This is a genomic window from Enterobacter sp. 6722112 (assembly GCF_058661685.1).
The window spans coordinates 1,713,533-1,732,792 of sequence record NZ_JBZWGR010000007.1 but is presented as its reverse complement, the minus strand read 5'-3'; the positions used below and the strand labels follow the sequence as shown (position 1 = coordinate 1,732,792).

Below are 19,260 nucleotides of genomic sequence, written 5' to 3'. Positions count from 1 at the left end.
GCAATCACGGTATTCATCATTCCTTAAAGGATGATTTACACTGAATGGTAATGCGCCATCGCATTGAAATCTGCCAATGTGGCCCTCATTCCACCGCAAAGGATCGCTGCTTGTGACGTTGTTTTCCTTCTCCGCAGGGTTGCCCCTCCAGGATTTGATTGTTGGCGCATCGGTCTACTTTCCGCCACTGTTTAAAGCCGTAATGGTCGGTTTTGTAATCTGGCTCATTGCGCATCGTCTGCTGCGCGACTGGATGTATTCTGGTGAAATCTGGCACCCGATGTTAATGGATCTCTCCCTGTTTACCCTCTCCGTCTGTCTTGGCCTTGCCGTGTTAACCGTGTGGTGAGAATAGCATTGAAAACGTTAAAATATTTTTCCACTCTTTTCGTTTTAGCGCTGGCGGTGATGGCCGGCTGGTGGCTCTGGAATTATTATATGCAGTCGCCCTGGACGCGTGACGGCAAGATCCGCGCGGAACAGGTCAGCATCACGCCACAGGTGTCCGGCAGTATCAGCGCGCTGCTGGTGAAGGACAACCAGTACGTTCATGCGGGCGATGTGTTATTTCGCATCGATGAGACCCCTTTCCACATTGCGGTGCTTAATGCCCAGGCGCAGCTCGCAAAAGCTCAATCAGATCTGGCAAAAGCCAATAACGAAGCCGAACGCCGCCGCCATCTGTCGAGAAATTACATCTCTGCGGAGGATCTCGATACCGCCAATATCAATGTAAAAGCCATGCAGGCCAGCCTGAAGGTTGCAGAGGCAACGCTGAAACAGGCCGAGTGGCAACTGACCCAGACCATGGTCAAAGCCCCGGTGGATGGATGGATCACGAGCCTGTCTACCCGTGTGGGTGATTACGCCACCACAGGCCAGCCGGTCTTCGCCCTGGTCGATAGCCACTCTTTCTATGTTGTAGGTTATTTTGAAGAGACCAAGCTGCGCCATATCCGCGAGGGTGCGCCTGCCCGGATCACGCTTTACAGCGGCGCAGAAACGTTACAGGGTCACGTTAGCAGCATAGGTCGGGCAATATACGATCAGAGCGTGGAAACCGATTCTGGCCTGGTGCCTGACATCAAACCCAACGTCCCGTGGGTGCGCCTGGCTCAGCGGGTGCCGGTTCGCGTCGAGTTTGATCAACTGCCGAAAGACATTACCCTGGTCTCTGGCACAACCTGCACCGTCGCCATCGGATCGCGATGATGAACCTGGGGGCTTTCTCCTGGCGCAATACGCCGTGGATAAAAGCGACACGGCCGCAGTGGCGTTACGCGCTGCGCAACGGCATCGCCATGTGCCTTGCGCTTACGGTTGCCTATTATCTGAATCTGGATGAGCCTTACTGGGCGATGACCTCTGCGGCGGTCGTCAGCTTCCCTACCGTCGGGGGCGTTATCAGTAAAAGCCTCGGGCGCGTGGCGGGTAGCCTGCTGGGGGCAACCGCCGCACTGCTTCTTGCCGGCCATACCCTGAACGATCCCTGGCTCTTTCTGTTAAGCATGTCGGCATGGCTGGGGCTGTGTACCTGGGCCTGCGCCCATTTTACCAATAACGTTGCCTATGCGTTTCAGCTGGCGGGTTACACCGCGGCCATTATCGCCTTTCCGGTCGTCAACGTGCTGGACACCACCGAGCTGTGGGATATCGCCCAGGCACGCGTGTGTGAAGTGATGGTCGGCATTCTGTGCGGGGGCGTCATGATGATGATCCTGCCCAGTACCTCAGATGGCACTACGCTTATCACCGCCCTTAAAACGATGCACGCACGTTTGCTGGAACATGCCAGCCTGCTCTGGCAGCCTGACAGCAGCGATGACATCCGCCTCGCGCACGAAAAGGTCATCGGCCAGATCCTGACCATGAACCTGTTGCGCATCCAGGCTTTCTGGAGCCACTACCGTTTTCGTCGCCAGAACACGCTTCTGAACTATTTACTGCACCAGCAATTGCGGATGACGAGCGCGATCTCAAGCCTTCGCCGGATGTTGCTGAACTGGCCTGCACCGCCAGCCCATACCCGGAAGATTATCGAGGCGCTGCTCGCCGCTCTTGCGCGTCCGGATGCCGATATCTATACCGTGGCCCGCATTATCGCGCCGCTCGCCCCAACGGATGAATATGACTACAGGCACCGTGCCTTCTGGCAGCGTCTGAACTATTTCTGCCGCCTGTATCTGCGCAGCAGCCGCTGGTTAAAAGCCGTCGAGAATGCCACGCCCGTCACCGAATTTTCCGTTCCCGGTAGTCCTGCTCTGGCGCGCCATACCGACGCAATGGAGGCGCTGTGGAGCGGTTTTCGTACGTTTTGTGCGTTGACGGCCGTGGGCGCATGGGCCATCACCACCCAATGGGATGCGGGCAGTGCGGCCCTGACGCTTGCGGCAATCAGCTGCGTGCTCTATTCCGTCGCCGCTTCCCCCTTTAATTCCCTGACGCTTCTGCTGCGTACGCTGGTACTGCTGTCGCTATTCAGCTTCGTGGTGAAATTTGGTTTGATGGTGCAGATAACCGACCTCTGGCAATTTCTGCTGTTTCTCTTCCCGCTATTAACCACCATGCAGTTGCTCAAACTGCAAATGCCTAAACTGGCCGGTCTGTGGGGTCAGTTGATTGTTTTTATGGGCTCATTTATCTCTGTAACGAATCCACCGGTTTACGATTACGCTGATTTTCTCAACGACAACCTGGCGAAGATCCTCGGCGTGGGGCTGGCGTGGCTGGCTTTCGCTGTGCTACGCCCGGGCTCGGACGCGCGTAAAAGCCGCAGGCATATTCGGGAGTTGCGCAGGGGTTTTGTCGATCAGCTGAGCCGCAGGCCGCATCTGCGCGAAAGCGAGTATGAATCGCTGGTTTACCATCATGTCAGCCAGCTGAACAACAGCCAGGATTCACTCTCCCGTCGCTGGCTGCTGCGCTGGGGCGTGGTGCTGTTAAACTGTTCGCACGTGGTGTGGCAACTGCGCGCCTGGGAGACGCGTTCCGATCCGCTGTCGCAGGTCCGTGATAACTGTATTTCCATGCTCCGAGATGTGATGAGCGAGCGCGGGGTGCAGCAGCGCCCCCTGAGCGTCACGCTCGCCGAGCTTCAGCGTATTTGCGACGCGCTGGCGCACCATCATCAGCCTGCGGCCCGCGATCTGGCGTCCATTATCTGGCGGCTGCACTGCTCCCTGTCACAGCTTGAACAGGCGCCGCCACCCGGAACGATTGGCGATCAGATCACCCCGCAGGCATAGCGCGCCCCGCCGCCGCCAAGCGGTTTAGGCTGATCGGACATGTTATCGCCGCCCACGTGGACCATCAGCGCCTTGCCTTTGACCTCGTCAAGCTTTTTGAGTCGTGGCGCCACAACCGGATCGGTGGCTTTACCATCGTTATTTACCACCAGCACCGGCAAATCGCCGAGGTGCCCCATCCCTTCCGGGCCTTCATGCTTACCGGAGTTGTGCGGGTCGAGATGCCCCCCTGCGGCTTCCGCAGCTGTTGGTTTCCCCTCTTTCATCGCGGGTTGACAGCTGCCTTTGGCATGAACGTGAAAACCATGTTCGCCGGGTGGAAGAGCCTTGAGATCGGGAGCAAATTCCAGCCCTTTATCGGTTTCGGTGATTTTCACCGTCCCGATGGACTGGCCTACCCCCTGAGAAGTGACGAGATTCATTTCAACGTCCTCGCTGGCTGCATGCGCACCTGCGCAAACAACCAGCGTGACCATTGCCAGAGCAAAACGCTTCATAAGACCTCCACGGGTTATTTTTTGCACCTTAAGTCTATACCAGCGGCGCAGATTTCACCGGAAAGTCAGGTTCAGGCGTGCTCAGGGTACGTCGTAGCCCAGCGCCGCCTTGCGGATGCGGAACCACTGCTGACGCGTCATATCCAGCTCCTCAGCCACAAGCGCAGCGCGGACGCGCTCAATTTTGCCGGAGCCAATAATTGGCAGCGGTTTAGACGGCAGGCGCAGGATCCAGGCGTAAACCACCTGCTCGATACTCTCCGCATTCAGTTCGCGCGCCACCGTTTCAAGCTCGTTACGCAGCGGCTGGAATGCCTCATCGTTAAACAGGCGGCCGCCTCCCAGACAGGACCATGCCATTGGACGGATGCGCAGCTGTTGCAGTTGGTCGAGCGTGCCATCCAGCAGCAGCGGCTGATGAACAGGCGAGATCTCCACCTGATTCGTCGCCAGCGTAAACGGCAGGCGAGACTGCAATAGCGCAAACTGTGCCGGGGTGAAGTTAGACACGCCAAAATGGCGCACTTTGCCGCTCTGGTGAAGCGTCAGGAAGGCTTCCGCGACCTCATCCGCATCCATCAACGGATCGGGTCGGTGGATCAGCAGCAGGTCGATACGATCGGTGGCCAGGTTAATCAGTGACTGCTCGGCGCTTTTAACGATATGCGCGCTGTCAGTGATGTAATGCCCAAGCGCATGCTCCGGTTTTGCTGTGGTGGCAATACCGCATTTGGTCACAATCTCCATACGTTCACGCAGCGCCGGCGCACGCTTCAGCGCTTCGCCAAAGGCAGCCTCGCACTGATAGCCGCCATAAATATCAGCGTGATCGACGGTGGTGATCCCGAGATTGAGATGCTCTTCTATAAAGTCCGCCAGCTGGACCGGAGACATATTCCAGTCCATAAGACGCCAGTAGCCCATAACAAATCGGGAGAACTCCGGGCCCTGCGGGGCAAGGGTAATACGCTGAACCATAACATTTTCCTCAAGGAAGTCATGTCACCAGTATACGCAATTACCCTGCTAAAACAGTGAAGGTTGCTGAGGTTCTTCGCTTTCAACCGCTTTGTTTGCACGAATTTTACGCAGCAGACGCTGTCGACAGAGCCGTAAGACCTCCTGCTTTTGCGCGTCGCTGAAATTTTGCCAGTTAAAACGTTCATCGCGCGTGCGCATGCAGCCACGACAGTATCCTCGTTCATCTACCTGGCAAATACCCCGGCACGGGCTCTGGACAGGGAAAAACTCCAGTTGCTCTGCCACACCTACCTCCAGAACGTCATTATTCCCTACAGTGAAGACCCTAAATGGCTTGCATGCAAGGATGTCCGCCACAAACAGAGCATTAAGGTTTCGCTAATCTTCCCTTCTTATACTCGCCGCATTGATATAACGAATGGTCTGGTCATCATGTGGTTCACTAAAAAGTTACACTGTAACGATATAAAATTTACTCTGGGCTGTGCACTTTTCTTCACCGTACTGAATGCACTGTTTATCCAGCGCAGCTGGTCAATCATTGCGCCTGCGCATCTGCACGATCTCCTGTTTGCTGCCAGCGTGCCGCTGGTGCTGTTCTGCGGCTGGGTGATTGTCTTCAGCCTGCTGAATATTCCCTTTGTTCGCAAGCCGCTCATGATTGTCCTGACCCTGGGATGCGCCGCCGCAACCTGGTTTATGTATACCTATGGCACGGTTATCGATCAGAACATGATTGTGAACGTGTTCGAAACTAATTCCCAGGAAGCGACTGCCCTGGTGACGCCGCAGATGATCCTGTGGCTGGTCGTTGCGGGTCTGGTTCCATCGATTATTTTAGCCCTGACGCGCATTCGCACCGGAAAATGGTGGTATGCCCTCCTGACGCGTGTCGCCGCTATGCTGGGTGCGCTGCTGGTGATCATCCTGGTCGCGGCGGTGTTTTATAAAGACTATGCTTCTCTGTTCCGCAATAACAAAAGCATCGTCAAAATGGTCACCCCGGCGAATTACGTGAGCGCCGTGGTGAAATACAGCAAAATGCGCTGGTTTGCCGGCGACCAGACGCTGGTCCGCATTGGCGAGGATGCTCATAAAGGCGCGCTGATTTCCAGCCAACGCAAGAAAACCGTGCTGATTGTGGTGGTGGGCGAAGCCTCCCGCGCCGCAAACTACTCGTTAAATGGTTACCCGCGTGAAACCAACCCCGAGCTGAAAAAGCAGGATGTCATCAACTTCCCCCAGGCCTCCTCCTGTGGCACGGAAACCGCCGTTTCCGTCCCCTGCATGTTCTCCGGCATGACGCGGAAAAAATATGACGCGGACCTCGCCCATCACCAGGAAGGTCTGCTCGATGTACTTAACCATGCCGGTTTCAACCTGCTGTGGCGCGACAACGACGGCGGGTGTAAAGGCGCCTGCGACCGCGTGCCGCACACGGACATGACCCAGTGGAAACTGGATCAGTTCTGTAAGGACAAATCCTGTATCGACGACGTCAACCTCTACCGTCTGGACAACGTACTGGATGGAATAAAGCAGGATACGGTACTGGTGATCCACCTGATGGGCAGCCACGGTCCGGCCTACTACAACCGTTATCCGGACAGCTTTCGCAAGTTCACCCCAACCTGCGATACCAATGAAATTCAGGATTGCGATCATCAGTCGCTGATCAATACCTATGACAACTCGATTTTGTATACCGACAGCGTGGTCAGCCGAACCATCGACGCGCTAAAAGCCCGGCAGGCCAACATGAACACGGCGCTCATTTACCTCTCCGATCACGGTGAATCGCTGGGCGAAAGCGGAATTTACCTGCACGGTACGCCGTATATGCTGGCCCCGGAGCAGCAAACGCATATTCCGTTTATGTTCTGGCTCTCCCCGGATTATGCGAAAAACTTCGGCGTAAACACGGATTGCCTGCGTGACCATGCCGCAAAAGAGGCGGTTTCACAGGACAATTTATTCGCCACCGTTCTGGGCATGATGGACGTGAAATCAGCGGTTTATCAACCGCAGCTGGATATTCTGTCGCAATGTCGTCGCTAAGCGGGCTTGCATTAGACCGAACGGTCTATTAGAGTAAGGGCATGAGCAGACACACTGAACACGATACACGAGAACATTTGCTGGCTACCGGCGAGCGCCTTTGCATGCATCGCGGGTTTACCGGTATGGGGCTGAGCGAATTGTTAAAAACCGCTGAAGTACCTAAGGGATCGTTTTATCACTATTTTCGATCCAAAGAGGCGTTTGGCGTTGCCATGCTGGAGCGGCACTACGCCAGCTACCATCAGCGCCTGGCAACCCACTTCGCCAGCGGTGAAGGTGACTACCGGGATCGTGTTCTGAACTACTATCAGGAAACGCTGACGCAGTTCTGTCAGCAGGGCATCATCAGCGGCTGCCTGACGGTAAAACTGTCTGCCGAAGTGTGCGATCTCTCCGAAGATATGCGCACCGCAATGGATAAAGGGGCCAGCGGCGTTATTGCCCTGCTGGCTCAGGCGCTGGAGAGCGGGCGCAATGAAAAAACGCTCTCCTTCTCCGGCGATCCGCTCACGCAGGCACAGGTGCTCTATTCCCTCTGGTTAGGCGCCAACCTGCAAGCAAAAATGTCTCGCAGCGCCGTGCCGCTCGAAAGCGCGCTGGCGCATGTGAAAAACTGTATTACCGCGCCTGGCGTGTAGCCGGCGTTTTTATTTACCCTTTTACTAGTCGACTGGTCTACTCAGGAGCCGTTATGTCCGCTGAAAAGCTGTTTACCCCACTGAAAGTGGGTGCCGTTACTGCCCCAAACCGCGTGTTTATGGCCCCACTTACCCGTCTGCGCAGCATCGAGCCGGGCGATATCCCAACGCCATTGATGGGTGAGTATTACCGCCAGCGCGCCAGCGCGGGCCTGATTATCTCCGAAGCCACGCAGATTTCTGCCCAGGCAAAAGGCTACGCCGGTGCACCGGGTCTGCACAGCCCGGAACAGATCGCCGCGTGGAAAAAAATCACCGCAGGCGTGCATGCTGAAGATGGCCGTATTGCGGTTCAGCTGTGGCACACCGGTCGTATCTCACACAGCAGCATCCAGCCTGGCGGTCTGGCGCCGGTTTCTGCCTCTGCCCTGAACGCCAATACCCGCACTTCCCTGCGCGATGAAAACGGTAATGCGATCCGCGTCGACACCACCACGCCACGCGCGCTGGAGCTGGACGAGATCCCGGGTATCGTGAATGATTTCCGTCAGGCCGTCGCCAACGCCCGTGAAGCGGGCTTCGACCTGGTTGAGCTGCACTCTGCGCACGGTTACCTGCTGCATCAGTTCCTGTCCCCGTCTTCCAACCAGCGTACCGACCAGTACGGCGGCAGCGTTGAAAACCGCGCGCGTCTGGTGCTTGAAGTGGTGGATGCTGTTTGTAATGAGTGGAGCGCAGACCGCATTGGTATTCGTGTCTCCCCGATCGGTACTTTCCAGAACGTCGACAACGGTCCGAACGAAGAAGCAGACGCGCTGTATCTGATTGAAGAGCTGGCGAAACGCGGTATCGCCTATCTGCACATGTCCGAGCCGGACTGGGCAGGTGGCAAGCCTTACAGTGAAGCCTTCCGTCAGAAAGTGCGCGAGCGCTTCCACGGCGTGATTATCGGGGCGGGTGCGTATACGGCAGAGAAAGCCGAGGATTTGATCGGTAAAGGCCTGATCGACGCAGTGGCCTTTGGCCGTGACTACATTGCTAACCCGGATCTGGTTGCCCGTTTGCAGAAGAAAGCCGAACTGAACCCGCAGCGCCCTGAAAGTTTCTATGGCGGCGGCGCGGAAGGTTATACCGACTACCCTTCACTGTAATCCCGCTTTGTACATTGATAGCGGCGACCTTTCGCCGCTATACTAAAACATCGTTTCTGTTCAAAAAGATAATCCATTCCACTGGTTAATGAGGAAATTATGCGCCTACTTCACACCATGCTGCGCGTTGGCGACCTGCAACGTTCCATCGATTTCTACACTAACGTTCTGGGCATGAAGCTGCTGCGCACCAGCGAAAATCAGGAATATAAATACTCTCTGGCGTTTGTCGGTTACGGCCCGGAATCTGATGAAGCGGTCATCGAGCTGACCTACAACTGGGGCGTGGACAGCTACGAGCTGGGTACAGCTTACGGCCACATCGCGCTGGAAGTGGATAACGCCGCCGAAGCCTGCGAACGTATCCGCAGCAATGGCGGTAACGTCACCCGTGAAGCCGGTCCGGTTAAAGGCGGTACCACCGTCATTGCGTTTGTGGAAGATCCGGACGGTTATAAAATCGAACTGATTGAAGCCAAAGACGCTGGTCGCGGTCTGGGCAATTGATCCCGCAGGGCGCACTATGCGCCCGTTGTTTTGCTGCATCCCCTCTCAAAATTTGCCATAATGCGCACTGCTTTTTCCCCCTTGTAAGAGACCCTGATGTCCGATAACGCTCAATTTACCGGTCTGTGCGACCGTTTTCGTGGTTTTTATCCCGTTGTCATTGATGTTGAAACAGCCGGATTTAACGCTAAAACCGATGCGCTGCTTGAGATTGCCGCCATCACTCTGAAGATGGATGAACAGGGCTGGCTTGTACCGGACACCACGCTGCATTTCCACGTTGAACCCTTTGAAGGGGCAAACTTACAGCCAGAGGCGCTGGCCTTTAACGGTATCGATCCGACAAACCCGCTGCGCGGGGCGGTAAGCGAATACGAGGCGCTGCACGCCATTTTCAAAATGGTGCGCAAAGGCATGAAAGAGAATGACTGTAGCCGCGCCATCATGGTGGCCCACAATGCCACCTTTGATCACAGCTTCACTATGGCTGCCGCCGAGCGTGCCTCGCTCAAGCGTAATCCATTCCATCCGTTTGTGACCTTCGACACCGCCGCGCTGAGCGGCCTGGCGCTGGGGCAAACCGTGCTCTCTAAAGCCTGCATCACGGCGGGTATTGCGTTTGACGGCACCCAGGCGCATTCCGCGTTATACGACACCGAGCGTACGGCGGAGCTGTTCTGTGAGATCGTCAACCGCTGGAAACGTCTCGGCGGCTGGCCGCTGCCGATGGGCGACGAGGCCGATCTTCAATCGTAGGTTGGGTAATCAATAGCCCCACAGGCAAAAAAAAGCGACCAACATAATGTGGTCGCTTTTTTCATATCCGCAGAAAACTTACTCTGCGTCCGGCTCTTCGGTTTTATACTTCGCCGCAGTCTCTTTGATCAGCTGTTGCAGTTCGCCGCGCTGATACATTTCAATCAGGATGTCGCATCCGCCGACCAGTTCACCATCAACCCACAGCTGTGGGAAGGTCGGCCAGTTGGCGTATTTTGGCAGTTCAGCGCGAATGTCCGGGTTTTGCAGGATATCAACGTAAGCAAAACGCTCACCACAGGCGGACAGCGCCTGAACCGCTTGCGCGGAGAAGCCGCAGCTTGGCAGCTTCGGAGAACCTTTCATGTACAGGAGAATCGGGTTTTCAGCGATCTGGCGCTGAATTTTTTCAATAGTGGTGCTCATGTCTTGCTTCCTTTAACTTCTGTTACGGCATCAGTCTGACATTGTAGCGGGTCAGGCCGACATCGGAAAATAACATTTTTGTCACGTCTAATTATATTATCGCTTATCGCATAAAGTTGCATTGCTAATGTCGTTTATCCCCAGACGAGGTGCGGTTTTGCTTAAGGAGCGAACAGGAGTGCGTCAGAATGGTGAATTTTTTTGCACTTGCTAACGAAACATAATTTTTGAATGAAAAATGCTATTAACTTCTTCTGAATTTATGGATTAGAATCGACAGGTTTTGTAAATCTCACGCGGGTATGCATTGTGGCCTGCATTTATCAGGGGACTGCCCAGTGGCGCGGATAACTAAAATCTCGATGACGCTCTGTGCTTTACTGTTTACCACACTCTCATTTACGCCAGCGGCGAACGCCTCTGAACAGGCGCGGCATTCTGCTGTACAAAAATCGCATCTGGCAAAAACCACAGAACGTAAGAAAAAAACCACCAGTAAAACAGTAAAGAAGAAAACCACCGCTCAGACCAAAAAGACCGCCTCCAGTAAACCCAAAACTCTCCGTTCCGGCACGCACAAAACCACCCGCACGACCGCCAGCCTGGTGAATGAAAAATGCACCGTGCGCAAAGGCCATAAAACGAAATGCGCAAAAGTGACGAAGCTGGCTGACGTGCATAAAGCGCGTATGCAGAAAGCGCAAAAAACGGCGATGAACAAACTGATGGGGCAAATAGGTAAACCGTATCGCTGGGGTGGCACCTCTCCGCGCACCGGTTTTGACTGTAGTGGGCTGGTTTATTATGCCTATAAAGATCTGGTGAAGTTTCGCATTCCACGCACCGCCAATGAGATGTACCATCTGCGCGACGCCGCGCCTGTAAACCGTGGCGAACTGCAAAATGGCGACCTGGTGTTCTTCCGCACCCAGGGACGCGGTACGGCCGATCACGTTGGGGTGTATGTGGGTAACGGTAAATTTATCCAGTCACCGCGCAGCGGTCAGGACATTCAGATCACCTCCCTCAGCGAAGATTATTGGGTGCGCCACTACGTGGGTGCGCGCCGCGTGATGACGCCAAAAACCATTCGCTAAACCCTGCCCTGCCGCCTCCATGGCAGGGTAAGTTCCTCTTTTGCATAACCTTTCAATTTGCTATCCTGTCCTTGTTGTCTGTAGGGTTATTGGCAACATATAAAACTATAAGGAGAGAAGCAATGTCGTTCGAATTACCTGCACTACCGTATGCAAAAGACGCCCTGGCCCCGCACATTTCCGCGGAAACCCTGGAGTACCATTACGGCAAGCATCACCAGACCTATGTCACCAACCTGAACAATCTGATCAAGGGCACCGATTTTGAAGGCAAAACGCTGGAAGAGATCGTGCGCAGTTCAGACGGCGGCGTATTTAACAACGCCGCACAGGTGTGGAACCACACCTTCTACTGGCACTGCCTGGCCCCCAATGCAGGCGGAGAACCTACCGGTGAGCTGGCGGCAGCCATTAACGCCGCGTTCGGCAGTTTCGCGGATTTTAAAGCGAAGTTTACTGACGCAGCCGTTAAAAACTTTGGCTCCGGCTGGACCTGGCTGGTAAAAGAGGCTGATGGCAAACTGGCTATCGTTTCCACTTCTAATGCGGGTACCCCTCTGACCACCAGCGCCACGCCGCTGATGACCGTGGACGTATGGGAACACGCCTATTACATTGATTACCGTAATGCGCGCCCGAACTACCTGGAACACTTCTGGGCACTGGTTAACTGGGAATTTGTTGCGAAGAACTTCGCCGCGTAAGAGACACGCAGAAGGGGCAGCCCTTCTGCGTTTTTGTTTATTCCGCCGTACACACCGCTTCAGGCTGTTTACGACCAGACATCATCACCAGCAGCAGGCCGAGTGCAGCAATGATCGCCCCCATCACCGGCACAAAGCTGTAACCCAAACCACCTGAGATCACCGCCCCGCCCGCTGCGGCACCCAGCGCATTGCCCAGGTTAAACGCACCGATATTCACCGACGAAGAGAGCCCCGGCGCTTCGTGCGCAACGCGCATTACGCGCATCTGCAACGGTGGCACCACGGCAAAGGTTGCGGCGCCCCACACCACCATGGCAATCGCGGCACCCACTTCGTTACGCGCCAGCCACGGAATCGCCACCATGATGACAATCAGCAGCGTTAAAAAACCTTTCAGTGTTCCACTGACGGAGCGGTCGGCAAATTTCCCGCCGAGATAGTTGCCAATCGAGAACCCGACACCAATCAGCACCAGCATCGCGGTAACAAAGAGTGGCGTTGCGTGGGTAATGTCGTGCAGCACCGGGGAGATATAGGTGTAGAGCGTAAACATCGCCCCGGCCCCCAGTACCGTGGTAAGCAGCGCGGACAACACCTGAGGACGCATCAGCACCGCCAGCTCTTTACGTACTTCCGGACGTTCTCCCGCACTTCCTTTCGGCAGTGAGAAGAACAGCGCAACCATCGCGACCACGCCCAGTCCGGCGGTTGCGAGGAAAGACATACGCCAGCCGATGGCTTCTCCCAGCCAGGTGGCAGCGGGAACGCCGCCGATATTAGCGATGGTGAGGCCCATGAACATAGTGGCTACCGCGCTGGCCTGCTTATGTTTTGGCACCACGCTGGCGGCAACAACCGAGCCCAGTCCGAAGAAGGCGCCATGGTTGAGGCTGGTCAGAATGCGCGAAAGCATCAGAGTGGTGTAATCGGGCGAAATTGCGGAAAGCACATTTCCGAGAGTGAAAATCGCCATCAGGAAAATCAGCGCATTGCGGCGAGCGCGGTGGGAAAGCAGCAGCGTCATCAGCGGCGCGCCCACCATCACGCCAATCGCGTAGGCGCTAATTAACATACCGGCCGCAGGAATTGAGACGTCCACACCCCGGGCGATAACAGGCAATAACCCCATAGGGGAGAATTCAGTGGTGCCAATCCCAAAGGCGCCAATCGCCAGGGCCAGCAGGGGAAAATTGATTTTCATGAAGAGACTCCGGATACCGTGCCATAACCCGGCACAGAACTAAGAAGTCAAAAGCATGACATCAATCACAAAAAATGAGAAGTTAACATTTTGGCAAAAGATTTTTGCCGGAGAGGTAACAATAGCGGCAAGAGAGGGAGAAGGTTCTCCCCCCTCCTGAATCAGTGCAGCGCAGCGGTTAAACCACCCGCAACAATCAGGGCAAGAACAACAATGGTGGTAAACAGCGAAAACTTCAGATCGGTACTCATCAATTTTTCTCCTTTTATTCACCCTACGAAAAGTGAGCTTGCTCATTTTTACACAGTTCAGGTCAAAAATCTTCCAGGATTTAAGCGGATATCCACTTTACCTCTTCCCCTTTTCATCAAGATAGGACAAAATTCCACGCTAAATTTATTAGCGTACCGGCCACTGACCCCCTCCTGACGTCCTGTGTCGTTTTCCCGGCGTGTCGCAACTCATGTTTGCGTGATAAGGGTGAGAGAAGGCAAACGTTTACCTTCAATTTTTTCAGGAGCTTAGGATATGGTCTGGAGTGACATTTAATGGCAACAATTAAAGACGTAGCAAAACGCGCAAACGTTTCCACTACAACCGTATCACATGTTATTAACAAAACGCGTTTCGTCGCTGAAGAGACGCGTAATGCCGTCTGGGCGGCAATCAAAGAACTGCACTACTCGCCAAGTGCCGTCGCCCGCAGCCTGAAGGTTAATCACACCAAATCGATTGGCCTGCTGGCCACCAGCAGTGAAGCGGCCTACTTTGCTGAAATCATCGAAGCCGTTGAAAAAAACTGCTTCCAGAAAGGCTATACCCTGATTCTGGGCAACGCGTGGAACAACATTGAAAAACAGCGCGCTTACCTGTCAATGATGGCGCAAAAGCGCGTCGACGGCCTGCTGGTTATGTGTTCTGAATACCCTGAGTCGGTCCTTTCCATGCTGGAAGAGTATCGCCACATTCCGATGGTGGTCATGGACTGGGGCGAAGCGCGCGCAGACTTCACCGACTCTGTTATTGATAACGCCTTTGAAGGCGGCTACATGGCGGGGCGTTATCTGGTAGAACGCGGTCATCGTGAAATTGGCGTGATCCCGGGACCGCTGGAGCGTAACACCGGGGCTGGCCGTCTGGCCGGTTTCATGAAAGCGATGGAAGAGGCGCTGATCACCGTGCCGGAAAACTGGATTGTTCAGGGCGACTTCGAGCCGGAGTCGGGCTATCGCGCCATGCAGCAGATCGTTTCCCAGCCGCATCGCCCTACCGCGGTGTTCTGCGGCGGCGACATCATGGCGATGGGCGCGCTCTGCGCGGCGGATGAACTCGGCCTGCGCGTCCCGCAGGATATCTCGGTGATCGGCTATGACAACGTGCGCAACGCCCGCTTCTTTACCCCGGCGCTGACCACCATTCACCAGCCGAAAGATTCGCTGGGTGAAACGGCCTTCAACATGCTGCTGGACAGGATCGTCAACAAGCGTGAACAGTCCCAGTCCATTGAAGTTCACCCGCGCCTGATTGAACGCCGTTCCGTTGCGGACGGTCCGTTCCGCGACTACCGTCGTTAATCTCATTACGGGGCCAGCTATGCTGGTTCCCGCAACCACTCCCGGTTCAGCGTTTCGCTGTCGCCCAGATAATCCAGCAGCCAGGCCATGGCGGGCGAGACGTCGTTTTGCTGCCACGTCAGACAGCACGCGGCATCCGGGAAGGGGTTTTCCAGCGTCAAGGCCACCCACTCTCCCGCGTCGATGCGCGGGCGCGCAAAATGCACCGGCACCATGCCAACGCACAGCCCCGCGCTCAGACAGGTGGCTGACGACTCCCAGTCCGGTGCGACCACGCGGCGCTGATTATCCAGCAGCCAGGTAATGCGCTTGGGCAGCGAGCGGGAGGTATCTTCCAGCACCAGCGAGGGCCAGTTGCGTAAGGTGTCATCGCTCAGCGGACCTTCCAGCGCCGCCAGCGGGTGATCGCGCGCGACCACGCAGGTCCAGCTCAGCATGCCCATGTCGCGAAACGCGTAGCGCCCCCCAACCGGGATCGCCTGGGTTGCACCAATCGCCATCTCCGCCCTGCCGTCCGCCAGCGCATCCCAGACGCCGTTGAACACTTCCTGCGAAACACGCAGTTCGACGTCGGAAAAATGACGATAGAAATCGACGATCATCTGCCGGGTCCGCTCCGGCTTAACGATGTTATCCACCGCGATAGCGAGATGCCCGCGCCAGCCGTTGGCGATCTGCTGGCACTGCTCACGGGTGATCTGCATTTTTTTGATAACAGACCGCCCTTCCTTCAAAAACCACGCTCCGGCAGGCGTGAGCTCCACGTCGCGATGGCGCCGCTCGAACAGCGGGACCGCCAGCCACGCTTCCAGCTGGCGCACCGTATAGCTGATAGCCGAGGGAACGCGATGCAGCTCCTGGGCGGCACCGGTAAAGCTGCCGTTACGCGCCACGGCATCAACCACTTCAAGGGAATAATCTGACCACATCTTTAGCCTGCAAATTTTTTGAACGCACCCGCCAAATATTAGCGTTTCACAAGCCGCTTTGCACTCCCTACACTCTGCGCCAACGTACACCTGCCTCCTCAGGAGAAAAAAGTGCAACCCAGGAAAGGATTTTTAGTCTGGCTCGGCGGCTTAAGCGTGCTGGGCTTTTTGGCGACCGATATGTATCTGCCCGCGTTCGCCGCGATGCAGGAAGATTTGCAAACCCCTGCCGCCGCCATCAGCGCCAGTTTAAGTTTGTTCCTCGCCGGCTTTGCTTTTGCGCAATTGCTGTGGGGGCCGCTCTCGGATCGTTTTGGCCGTAAGCCCGTCCTGTTGTTGGGGCTGGCGATTTTTGCCGTAGGCTGTCTGGGCATGCTGTGGGTCCGCGATGCCGCCTGGTTGCTGGCGCTGCGCTTTATTCAGGCGGTCGGTGTCTGCGCCGCAGCGGTGACCTGGCAGGCGCTGGTGACCGATTACTACCCCGCCTCGCGCACTAACCGCATATTCGCCACTATAATGCCGCTGGTCGGCCTGTCGCCGGCGCTTGCCCCGTTACTGGGCAGCTGGATCCTCGCGCATTTCGACTGGCAGGCTATTTTCGCCACGCTCTTTGCTATTACGCTGGTCCTGATGCTGCCTGCTTTCGGGCTTAAACCTGCGCATAAAAAAGAGACGCATCCGGACGCAAAGCCCATCACCTTTACCTCTTTACTGCGGTCGAAAGCCTATCGCGGTAACGTGCTGATTTATGCTGCCTGCTCTGCCAGCTTCTTTGCCTGGCTAACCGGTTCGCCGTTCATTCTGCATGACATGGGCTACAGCCCGGCGGCTATCGGCCTGAGTTATGTACCACAGACCATCGCCTTCCTGGTGGGTGGCTATGGCTGTCGCGCCGCGCTGCAAAAATGGGAAGGCCAACAGATGCTGCCCTGGCTGCTGGTGCTGTATGCGCTAAGCGTGATTGCGACCTGGGCTGTCGGCTTTATTCCCGGCGCCGGGCTTGCAGAAATTTTGATTCCGTTCTGCGTCATGGCGATCGCTAACGGGGCTATCTACCCTATCGTTGTAGCCCAGGCGTTGCGTCCATTCCCGCAGGCGACAGGCCGCGCTGCCGCGCTGCAAAATACCCTGCAACTTGGCCTGTGCTTCCTGGCAAGTCTCGTGGTCTCGGCGTTGATTGCAACCCCGCTGCTCACCACCACCAGCGTGATGCTGGTCACCGTTGCGCTGGCGGGATTGGGCTATCGCATGCAGTCCTCAGCCCATCGCGAGCAGAGTGAAAACGCGCAGACAGAAACGTCGCACGCCTGATTGCGCGGGAAACTATGTTAAATACCAGTGATTAGGTTGCTAACAATTTTCTGTTGAATCACCAAATTTTGCGGCCTATACTAAATTTGGTTCGATTAAATACGATAAATATTAAGTGTTAACGGGAGCCGGAGCGCTCCCGTTTTACCATGGAAGGCATTTCGGCAAGGGTTATCTCCCTTCCTCTGTTCTACGTCGGATATTAGCCTCGCGGGCATTTACCGTGAGATTTCTCACAAACCAAAAAAGCGTCTACGCTGTTTTAAGGTTCTGATCACAGCAAGGTGATGGAGAAGCTATGAGTTCATCGTGTATAGAAGAAGTCAGCGTTCCGGACGATAACTGGTCCCGGATCGTCAGTGAACTGTTGGGACGTGCGGGCATTACAATTAATGGCTCATCCCCCTCCGATCCCCAGATAAAGCATCCCGATTTTTTCAAACGCGTGTTACAGGAGGGGTCGTTAGGGCTGGGTGAAAGCTATATGGACGGCTGGTGGGAGTGTGAGCGGCTGGATATGTTCTTCTCCAGCGTATTACGCGCCGGTCTTGAAAAACAGCTCCCTCGTCATTTCAAAGATACCTTACGCATTGCCTCCGCCCGCCTGTTCAATCTGCAAAGTAAAAAACGGGCGTGGATCGTCGGTAAAGAGCATTACGACCTGGGCAACGATCTGTTCAGCCGTATGCTCGATCCTTTAATGCAGTACTCCTGCGGATACTGGAAAAAAGCGACGACCCTGGAAGAGGCGCAGCAGGACAAGCTGCAACTGATCTGTGATAAATTGCAGTTACAGCCCGGTATGCGTGTGCTGGACATCGGCTGTGGCTGGGGTGGTCTTGCCTGGTTTATGGCGAAAAATTACGGCGTCAGCGTAGTCGGCGTCACGATTTCCGCTGAACAGCAGAAGATGGCGCAGGAACGCTGTCTGGGTCTGGATGTTGATATTCGGCTTCAGGACTACCGCGACCTGAACGAGCAGTTCGATCGCATTGTTTCCGTAGGTATGTTCGAGCACGTGGGGCCGAAGAACTACAAGACTTACTTCGAGGTCGCCGATCGTAACCTGAAGCCTGAGGGAATTTTCCTGCTACACACCATCGGCTCTAAACGCACCGATAACAATGTGGATCCCTGGATCAACAAATATATCTTCCCGAATGGCTGTTTACCCTCTGTTCGCCAGATTGCGAACGCCAGCGAACCGCATTTTATTGTGGAAGACTGGCATAACTTCGGCGCAGATTACGACACCACCCTGATGGCCTGGCATGAACGTTTCCAGGCTGCATGGCCTGAAATCGCCGACAACTATTCGGAACGATTCAAACGGATGTTTAGCTATTATCTGAATGCCTGTGCGGGCGCGTTCCGTGCGCGGGATATACAGCTGTGGCAGGTGGTGTTTAGTCGTGGGATTGAGCACGGTTTGCGTGTGGCTCGCTGAAAAAATAACCCCGGTTAACCGGGGTTATTTTTTATTCTTCTTCCATGGTTTTAATTATCGCCGCCTCTTTCGCCGCCAGTACGCGCTCAACGGTATCCACGACCGCCTGGGTCTGGGGATCAATTTCGATATTTACGCGCTGCCCCAGTTTTTTTGCGCCAAGCGTAGTACGTTGCAGCGTTTCAGGAATTAAATGCACGCAAAAACGCGTTGGCGTCACTTCACCGACGGTCAGACTAATCCCATCGATGCCAATAAATCCTTTATAAAGGATGTATTTCATTAATGACGGATCCTGCACCTTAAACCAGATTTGACGGTTATTTTCCGAGGTCACGATTTTCGCCACTTCTGCGGTGGTCATAATATGGCCCGACATCAGATGCCCGCCAATCTCATCGCTGAATTTCGCCGCGCGTTCAACGTTGACGATATCTCCCACCACCAGCTCACCCAGGTTAGTGATACGCAGCGTCTCTTTCATTAAATCAAAGCTAATCTGGTTACCGTTAATTTCGGTCACCGTCAGGCAGCAGCCGTTATGCGCTATCGACGCCCCGGTTTCAATGCCGTCGAGCATATATTCAGGCAGCTCAACTACGTGAGTGCGGAAATTCGGTTTTTCATCAATGGACACCACTTTGGCAGTGCCCTGCACAATACCAGTAAACATGCTTACAGCTCCTGTTCATTCCGAACGGCGATGACACCGTATAATCCCACCACAATAAC

Annotated in this window: 21 protein-coding genes; 13 read left to right on the top strand and 8 right to left on the bottom strand. The window is 55.2% G+C overall.

Annotation, left to right across the window (positions count from 1 at the left end; genetic code table 11):
• Positions 1–112: 112 nt before the first annotated feature.
• Genes AC4OVU_RS09850 through AC4OVU_RS09840 form a run of 3 tightly spaced genes read left to right on the top strand, consistent with a single transcriptional unit; the run spans position 113 to position 3,245 of the window.
• Complete coding sequence (locus AC4OVU_RS09850; protein WP_003857607.1) at positions 113–349, top strand: DUF1656 domain-containing protein; 237 nt, start codon at positions 113–115, stop codon at positions 347–349.
• Between the two features lie 2 nt (positions 350–351).
• Positions 352–1,212 carry an efflux RND transporter periplasmic adaptor subunit gene (locus AC4OVU_RS09845; protein ID WP_026094311.1) on the top strand — a complete coding sequence of 287 codons (861 nt, stop codon included), beginning with the start codon at positions 352–354 and terminating at the stop codon, positions 1,210–1,212.
• Positions 1,212–3,245, top strand: coding sequence for an FUSC family protein (locus AC4OVU_RS09840; RefSeq protein WP_110292379.1), 2,034 nt, complete (start codon positions 1,212–1,214; stop codon positions 3,243–3,245). Before AC4OVU_RS09845 ends, AC4OVU_RS09840 begins: the two co-directional genes overlap by 1 nt.
• Here AC4OVU_RS09840 and sodC read toward each other — a convergent pair.
• The 3 genes from sodC to AC4OVU_RS09825 form a co-directional block, all read right to left on the bottom strand.
• Complete coding sequence (sodC, locus tag AC4OVU_RS09835) at positions 3,224–3,742, bottom strand: superoxide dismutase [Cu-Zn] SodC (RefSeq protein ID WP_015570677.1); 519 nt, start codon at positions 3,740–3,742, stop codon at positions 3,224–3,226. The two genes, AC4OVU_RS09840 and sodC, sit on opposite strands and share 22 nt — an antisense overlap.
• 81 nt (positions 3,743–3,823) lie before the next feature.
• Entirely contained in the window at positions 3,824–4,720 is an 897-nt protein-coding gene (locus tag AC4OVU_RS09830; RefSeq protein WP_110292374.1) for an aldo/keto reductase, read from the bottom strand.
• A gap of 48 nt (positions 4,721–4,768) precedes the next feature.
• Complete coding sequence (locus AC4OVU_RS09825; protein ID WP_017384600.1) at positions 4,769–5,008, bottom strand: DUF1289 domain-containing protein; 240 nt, start codon at positions 5,006–5,008, stop codon at positions 4,769–4,771.
• A gap of 147 nt (positions 5,009–5,155) precedes the next feature.
• Between AC4OVU_RS09825 and eptA the strand changes: the two genes are divergently transcribed.
• From eptA to rnt, 5 genes are all read left to right on the top strand, one after another.
• The gene (gene eptA / locus AC4OVU_RS09820; protein WP_045329740.1) at positions 5,156–6,781 is read left to right on the top strand and encodes a phosphoethanolamine transferase EptA; all 1,626 of its coding nucleotides are present in this window, start codon (positions 5,156–5,158) and stop codon (positions 6,779–6,781) included.
• Positions 6,782–6,822: 41 nt separating this feature from the next.
• Entirely contained in the window at positions 6,823–7,422 is a 600-nt protein-coding gene (locus tag AC4OVU_RS09815) for a TetR/AcrR family transcriptional regulator (RefSeq protein ID WP_017384602.1), read from the top strand.
• 53 nt (positions 7,423–7,475) lie between these two features.
• Positions 7,476–8,573 carry an alkene reductase gene (locus tag AC4OVU_RS09810; protein WP_062939000.1) on the top strand — a complete coding sequence of 366 codons (1,098 nt, stop codon included), beginning with the start codon at positions 7,476–7,478 and terminating at the stop codon, positions 8,571–8,573.
• A gap of 99 nt (positions 8,574–8,672) precedes the next feature.
• Positions 8,673–9,080, top strand: coding sequence for a lactoylglutathione lyase (gene gloA / locus AC4OVU_RS09805; RefSeq protein ID WP_491928668.1), 408 nt, complete (start codon positions 8,673–8,675; stop codon positions 9,078–9,080).
• A gap of 96 nt (positions 9,081–9,176) precedes the next feature.
• Positions 9,177–9,836 (top strand): ribonuclease T, encoded by a 660-nt coding sequence (rnt, locus tag AC4OVU_RS09800; RefSeq protein WP_003857625.1) that lies wholly within the window; start codon positions 9,177–9,179, stop codon positions 9,834–9,836.
• 78 nt (positions 9,837–9,914) lie between these two features.
• Here the strand turns inward: rnt and grxD are convergent, their stop codons facing one another.
• Complete coding sequence (gene grxD, locus AC4OVU_RS09795) at positions 9,915–10,262, bottom strand: monothiol glutaredoxin 4 (RefSeq protein WP_003832760.1); 348 nt, start codon at positions 10,260–10,262, stop codon at positions 9,915–9,917.
• 338 nt (positions 10,263–10,600) lie between these two features.
• Between grxD and AC4OVU_RS09790 the strand changes: the two genes are divergently transcribed.
• Both AC4OVU_RS09790 and sodB read left to right on the top strand, forming a co-directional pair.
• Positions 10,601–11,359, top strand: coding sequence for a C40 family peptidase (locus AC4OVU_RS09790; RefSeq protein WP_017384605.1), 759 nt, complete (start codon positions 10,601–10,603; stop codon positions 11,357–11,359).
• A 122-nt stretch (positions 11,360–11,481) separates the two neighbouring features.
• Complete coding sequence (sodB, locus tag AC4OVU_RS09785; RefSeq protein WP_017693553.1) at positions 11,482–12,063, top strand: superoxide dismutase [Fe]; 582 nt, start codon at positions 11,482–11,484, stop codon at positions 12,061–12,063.
• 37 nt (positions 12,064–12,100) lie between these two features.
• Here the strand turns inward: sodB and AC4OVU_RS09780 are convergent, their stop codons facing one another.
• Both AC4OVU_RS09780 and cydH read right to left on the bottom strand, forming a co-directional pair.
• Positions 12,101–13,267, bottom strand: a complete 1,167-nt coding sequence (locus AC4OVU_RS09780; protein ID WP_017384607.1) for an MFS transporter — start codon at positions 13,265–13,267, stop codon at positions 12,101–12,103.
• 161 nt (positions 13,268–13,428) lie between these two features.
• Complete coding sequence (gene cydH, locus AC4OVU_RS09775; protein WP_003857632.1) at positions 13,429–13,518, bottom strand: cytochrome bd-I oxidase subunit CydH; 90 nt, start codon at positions 13,516–13,518, stop codon at positions 13,429–13,431.
• A 297-nt stretch (positions 13,519–13,815) separates the two neighbouring features.
• Here cydH and purR point away from each other — a divergent pair, with 297 nt between their 5' ends.
• Positions 13,816–14,841 carry an HTH-type transcriptional repressor PurR gene (gene purR / locus AC4OVU_RS09770; protein ID WP_003857634.1) on the top strand — a complete coding sequence of 342 codons (1,026 nt, stop codon included), beginning with the start codon at positions 13,816–13,818 and terminating at the stop codon, positions 14,839–14,841.
• 17 nt (positions 14,842–14,858) lie between these two features.
• On the opposite strand, the gene punR is transcribed toward purR, so the two are convergent.
• Positions 14,859–15,770, bottom strand: coding sequence for a DNA-binding transcriptional activator PunR (gene punR, locus AC4OVU_RS09765; RefSeq protein WP_003857638.1), 912 nt, complete (start codon positions 15,768–15,770; stop codon positions 14,859–14,861).
• A 111-nt stretch (positions 15,771–15,881) separates the two neighbouring features.
• On the opposite strand from punR, the gene punC reads away from it, so the two are divergent.
• Together punC and cfa are read left to right on the top strand one after the other, a co-directional pair.
• Positions 15,882–17,081, top strand: a complete 1,200-nt coding sequence (punC, locus tag AC4OVU_RS09760) for a purine nucleoside transporter PunC (RefSeq protein ID WP_023296385.1) — start codon at positions 15,882–15,884, stop codon at positions 17,079–17,081.
• Between the two features lie 298 nt (positions 17,082–17,379).
• Positions 17,380–18,528 (top strand): cyclopropane fatty acyl phospholipid synthase, encoded by a 1,149-nt coding sequence (gene cfa / locus AC4OVU_RS09755; RefSeq protein WP_017384609.1) that lies wholly within the window; start codon positions 17,380–17,382, stop codon positions 18,526–18,528.
• A gap of 31 nt (positions 18,529–18,559) precedes the next feature.
• Here the strand turns inward: cfa and AC4OVU_RS09750 are convergent, their stop codons facing one another.
• Positions 18,560–19,201: a riboflavin synthase gene (locus AC4OVU_RS09750; protein WP_015570688.1), complete on the bottom strand. Its 642-nt coding sequence runs from the start codon at positions 19,199–19,201 to the stop codon at positions 18,560–18,562.
• Positions 19,202–19,260 lie beyond the last annotated feature (59 nt).

What these genes read in the sequence shown, in the direction of transcription:
- gloA (WP_491928668.1), top strand. Translation starts at nt 8,673, where the DNA reads ATGCGCCTACTTCACACCATGCTGCGCGTTGGCGACCTGCAACGTTCC.
- sodC (WP_015570677.1), bottom strand. Translation starts at nt 3,742, where the DNA reads ATGAAGCGTTTTGCTCTGGCAATGGTCACGCTGGTTGTTTGCGCAGGT.
- eptA (WP_045329740.1), top strand. Translation starts at nt 5,156, where the DNA reads ATGTGGTTCACTAAAAAGTTACACTGTAACGATATAAAATTTACTCTG.
- AC4OVU_RS09750 (WP_015570688.1), bottom strand. Translation starts at nt 19,201, where the DNA reads ATGTTTACTGGTATTGTGCAGGGCACTGCCAAAGTGGTGTCCATTGAT.
- AC4OVU_RS09840 (WP_110292379.1), top strand. Translation starts at nt 1,212, where the DNA reads ATGAACCTGGGGGCTTTCTCCTGGCGCAATACGCCGTGGATAAAAGCG.
- AC4OVU_RS09815 (WP_017384602.1), top strand. Translation starts at nt 6,823, where the DNA reads ATGAGCAGACACACTGAACACGATACACGAGAACATTTGCTGGCTACC.
- sodB (WP_017693553.1), top strand. Translation starts at nt 11,482, where the DNA reads ATGTCGTTCGAATTACCTGCACTACCGTATGCAAAAGACGCCCTGGCC.
- cydH (WP_003857632.1), bottom strand. Translation starts at nt 13,518, where the DNA reads ATGAGTACCGATCTGAAGTTTTCGCTGTTTACCACCATTGTTGTTCTT.
- cfa (WP_017384609.1), top strand. Translation starts at nt 17,380, where the DNA reads ATGAGTTCATCGTGTATAGAAGAAGTCAGCGTTCCGGACGATAACTGG.
- AC4OVU_RS09780 (WP_017384607.1), bottom strand. Translation starts at nt 13,267, where the DNA reads ATGAAAATCAATTTTCCCCTGCTGGCCCTGGCGATTGGCGCCTTTGGG.
- grxD (WP_003832760.1), bottom strand. Translation starts at nt 10,262, where the DNA reads ATGAGCACCACTATTGAAAAAATTCAGCGCCAGATCGCTGAAAACCCG.
- purR (WP_003857634.1), top strand. Translation starts at nt 13,816, where the DNA reads ATGGCAACAATTAAAGACGTAGCAAAACGCGCAAACGTTTCCACTACA.
- rnt (WP_003857625.1), top strand. Translation starts at nt 9,177, where the DNA reads ATGTCCGATAACGCTCAATTTACCGGTCTGTGCGACCGTTTTCGTGGT.
- punR (WP_003857638.1), bottom strand. Translation starts at nt 15,770, where the DNA reads ATGTGGTCAGATTATTCCCTTGAAGTGGTTGATGCCGTGGCGCGTAAC.
- AC4OVU_RS09830 (WP_110292374.1), bottom strand. Translation starts at nt 4,720, where the DNA reads ATGGTTCAGCGTATTACCCTTGCCCCGCAGGGCCCGGAGTTCTCCCGA.
- AC4OVU_RS09810 (WP_062939000.1), top strand. Translation starts at nt 7,476, where the DNA reads ATGTCCGCTGAAAAGCTGTTTACCCCACTGAAAGTGGGTGCCGTTACT.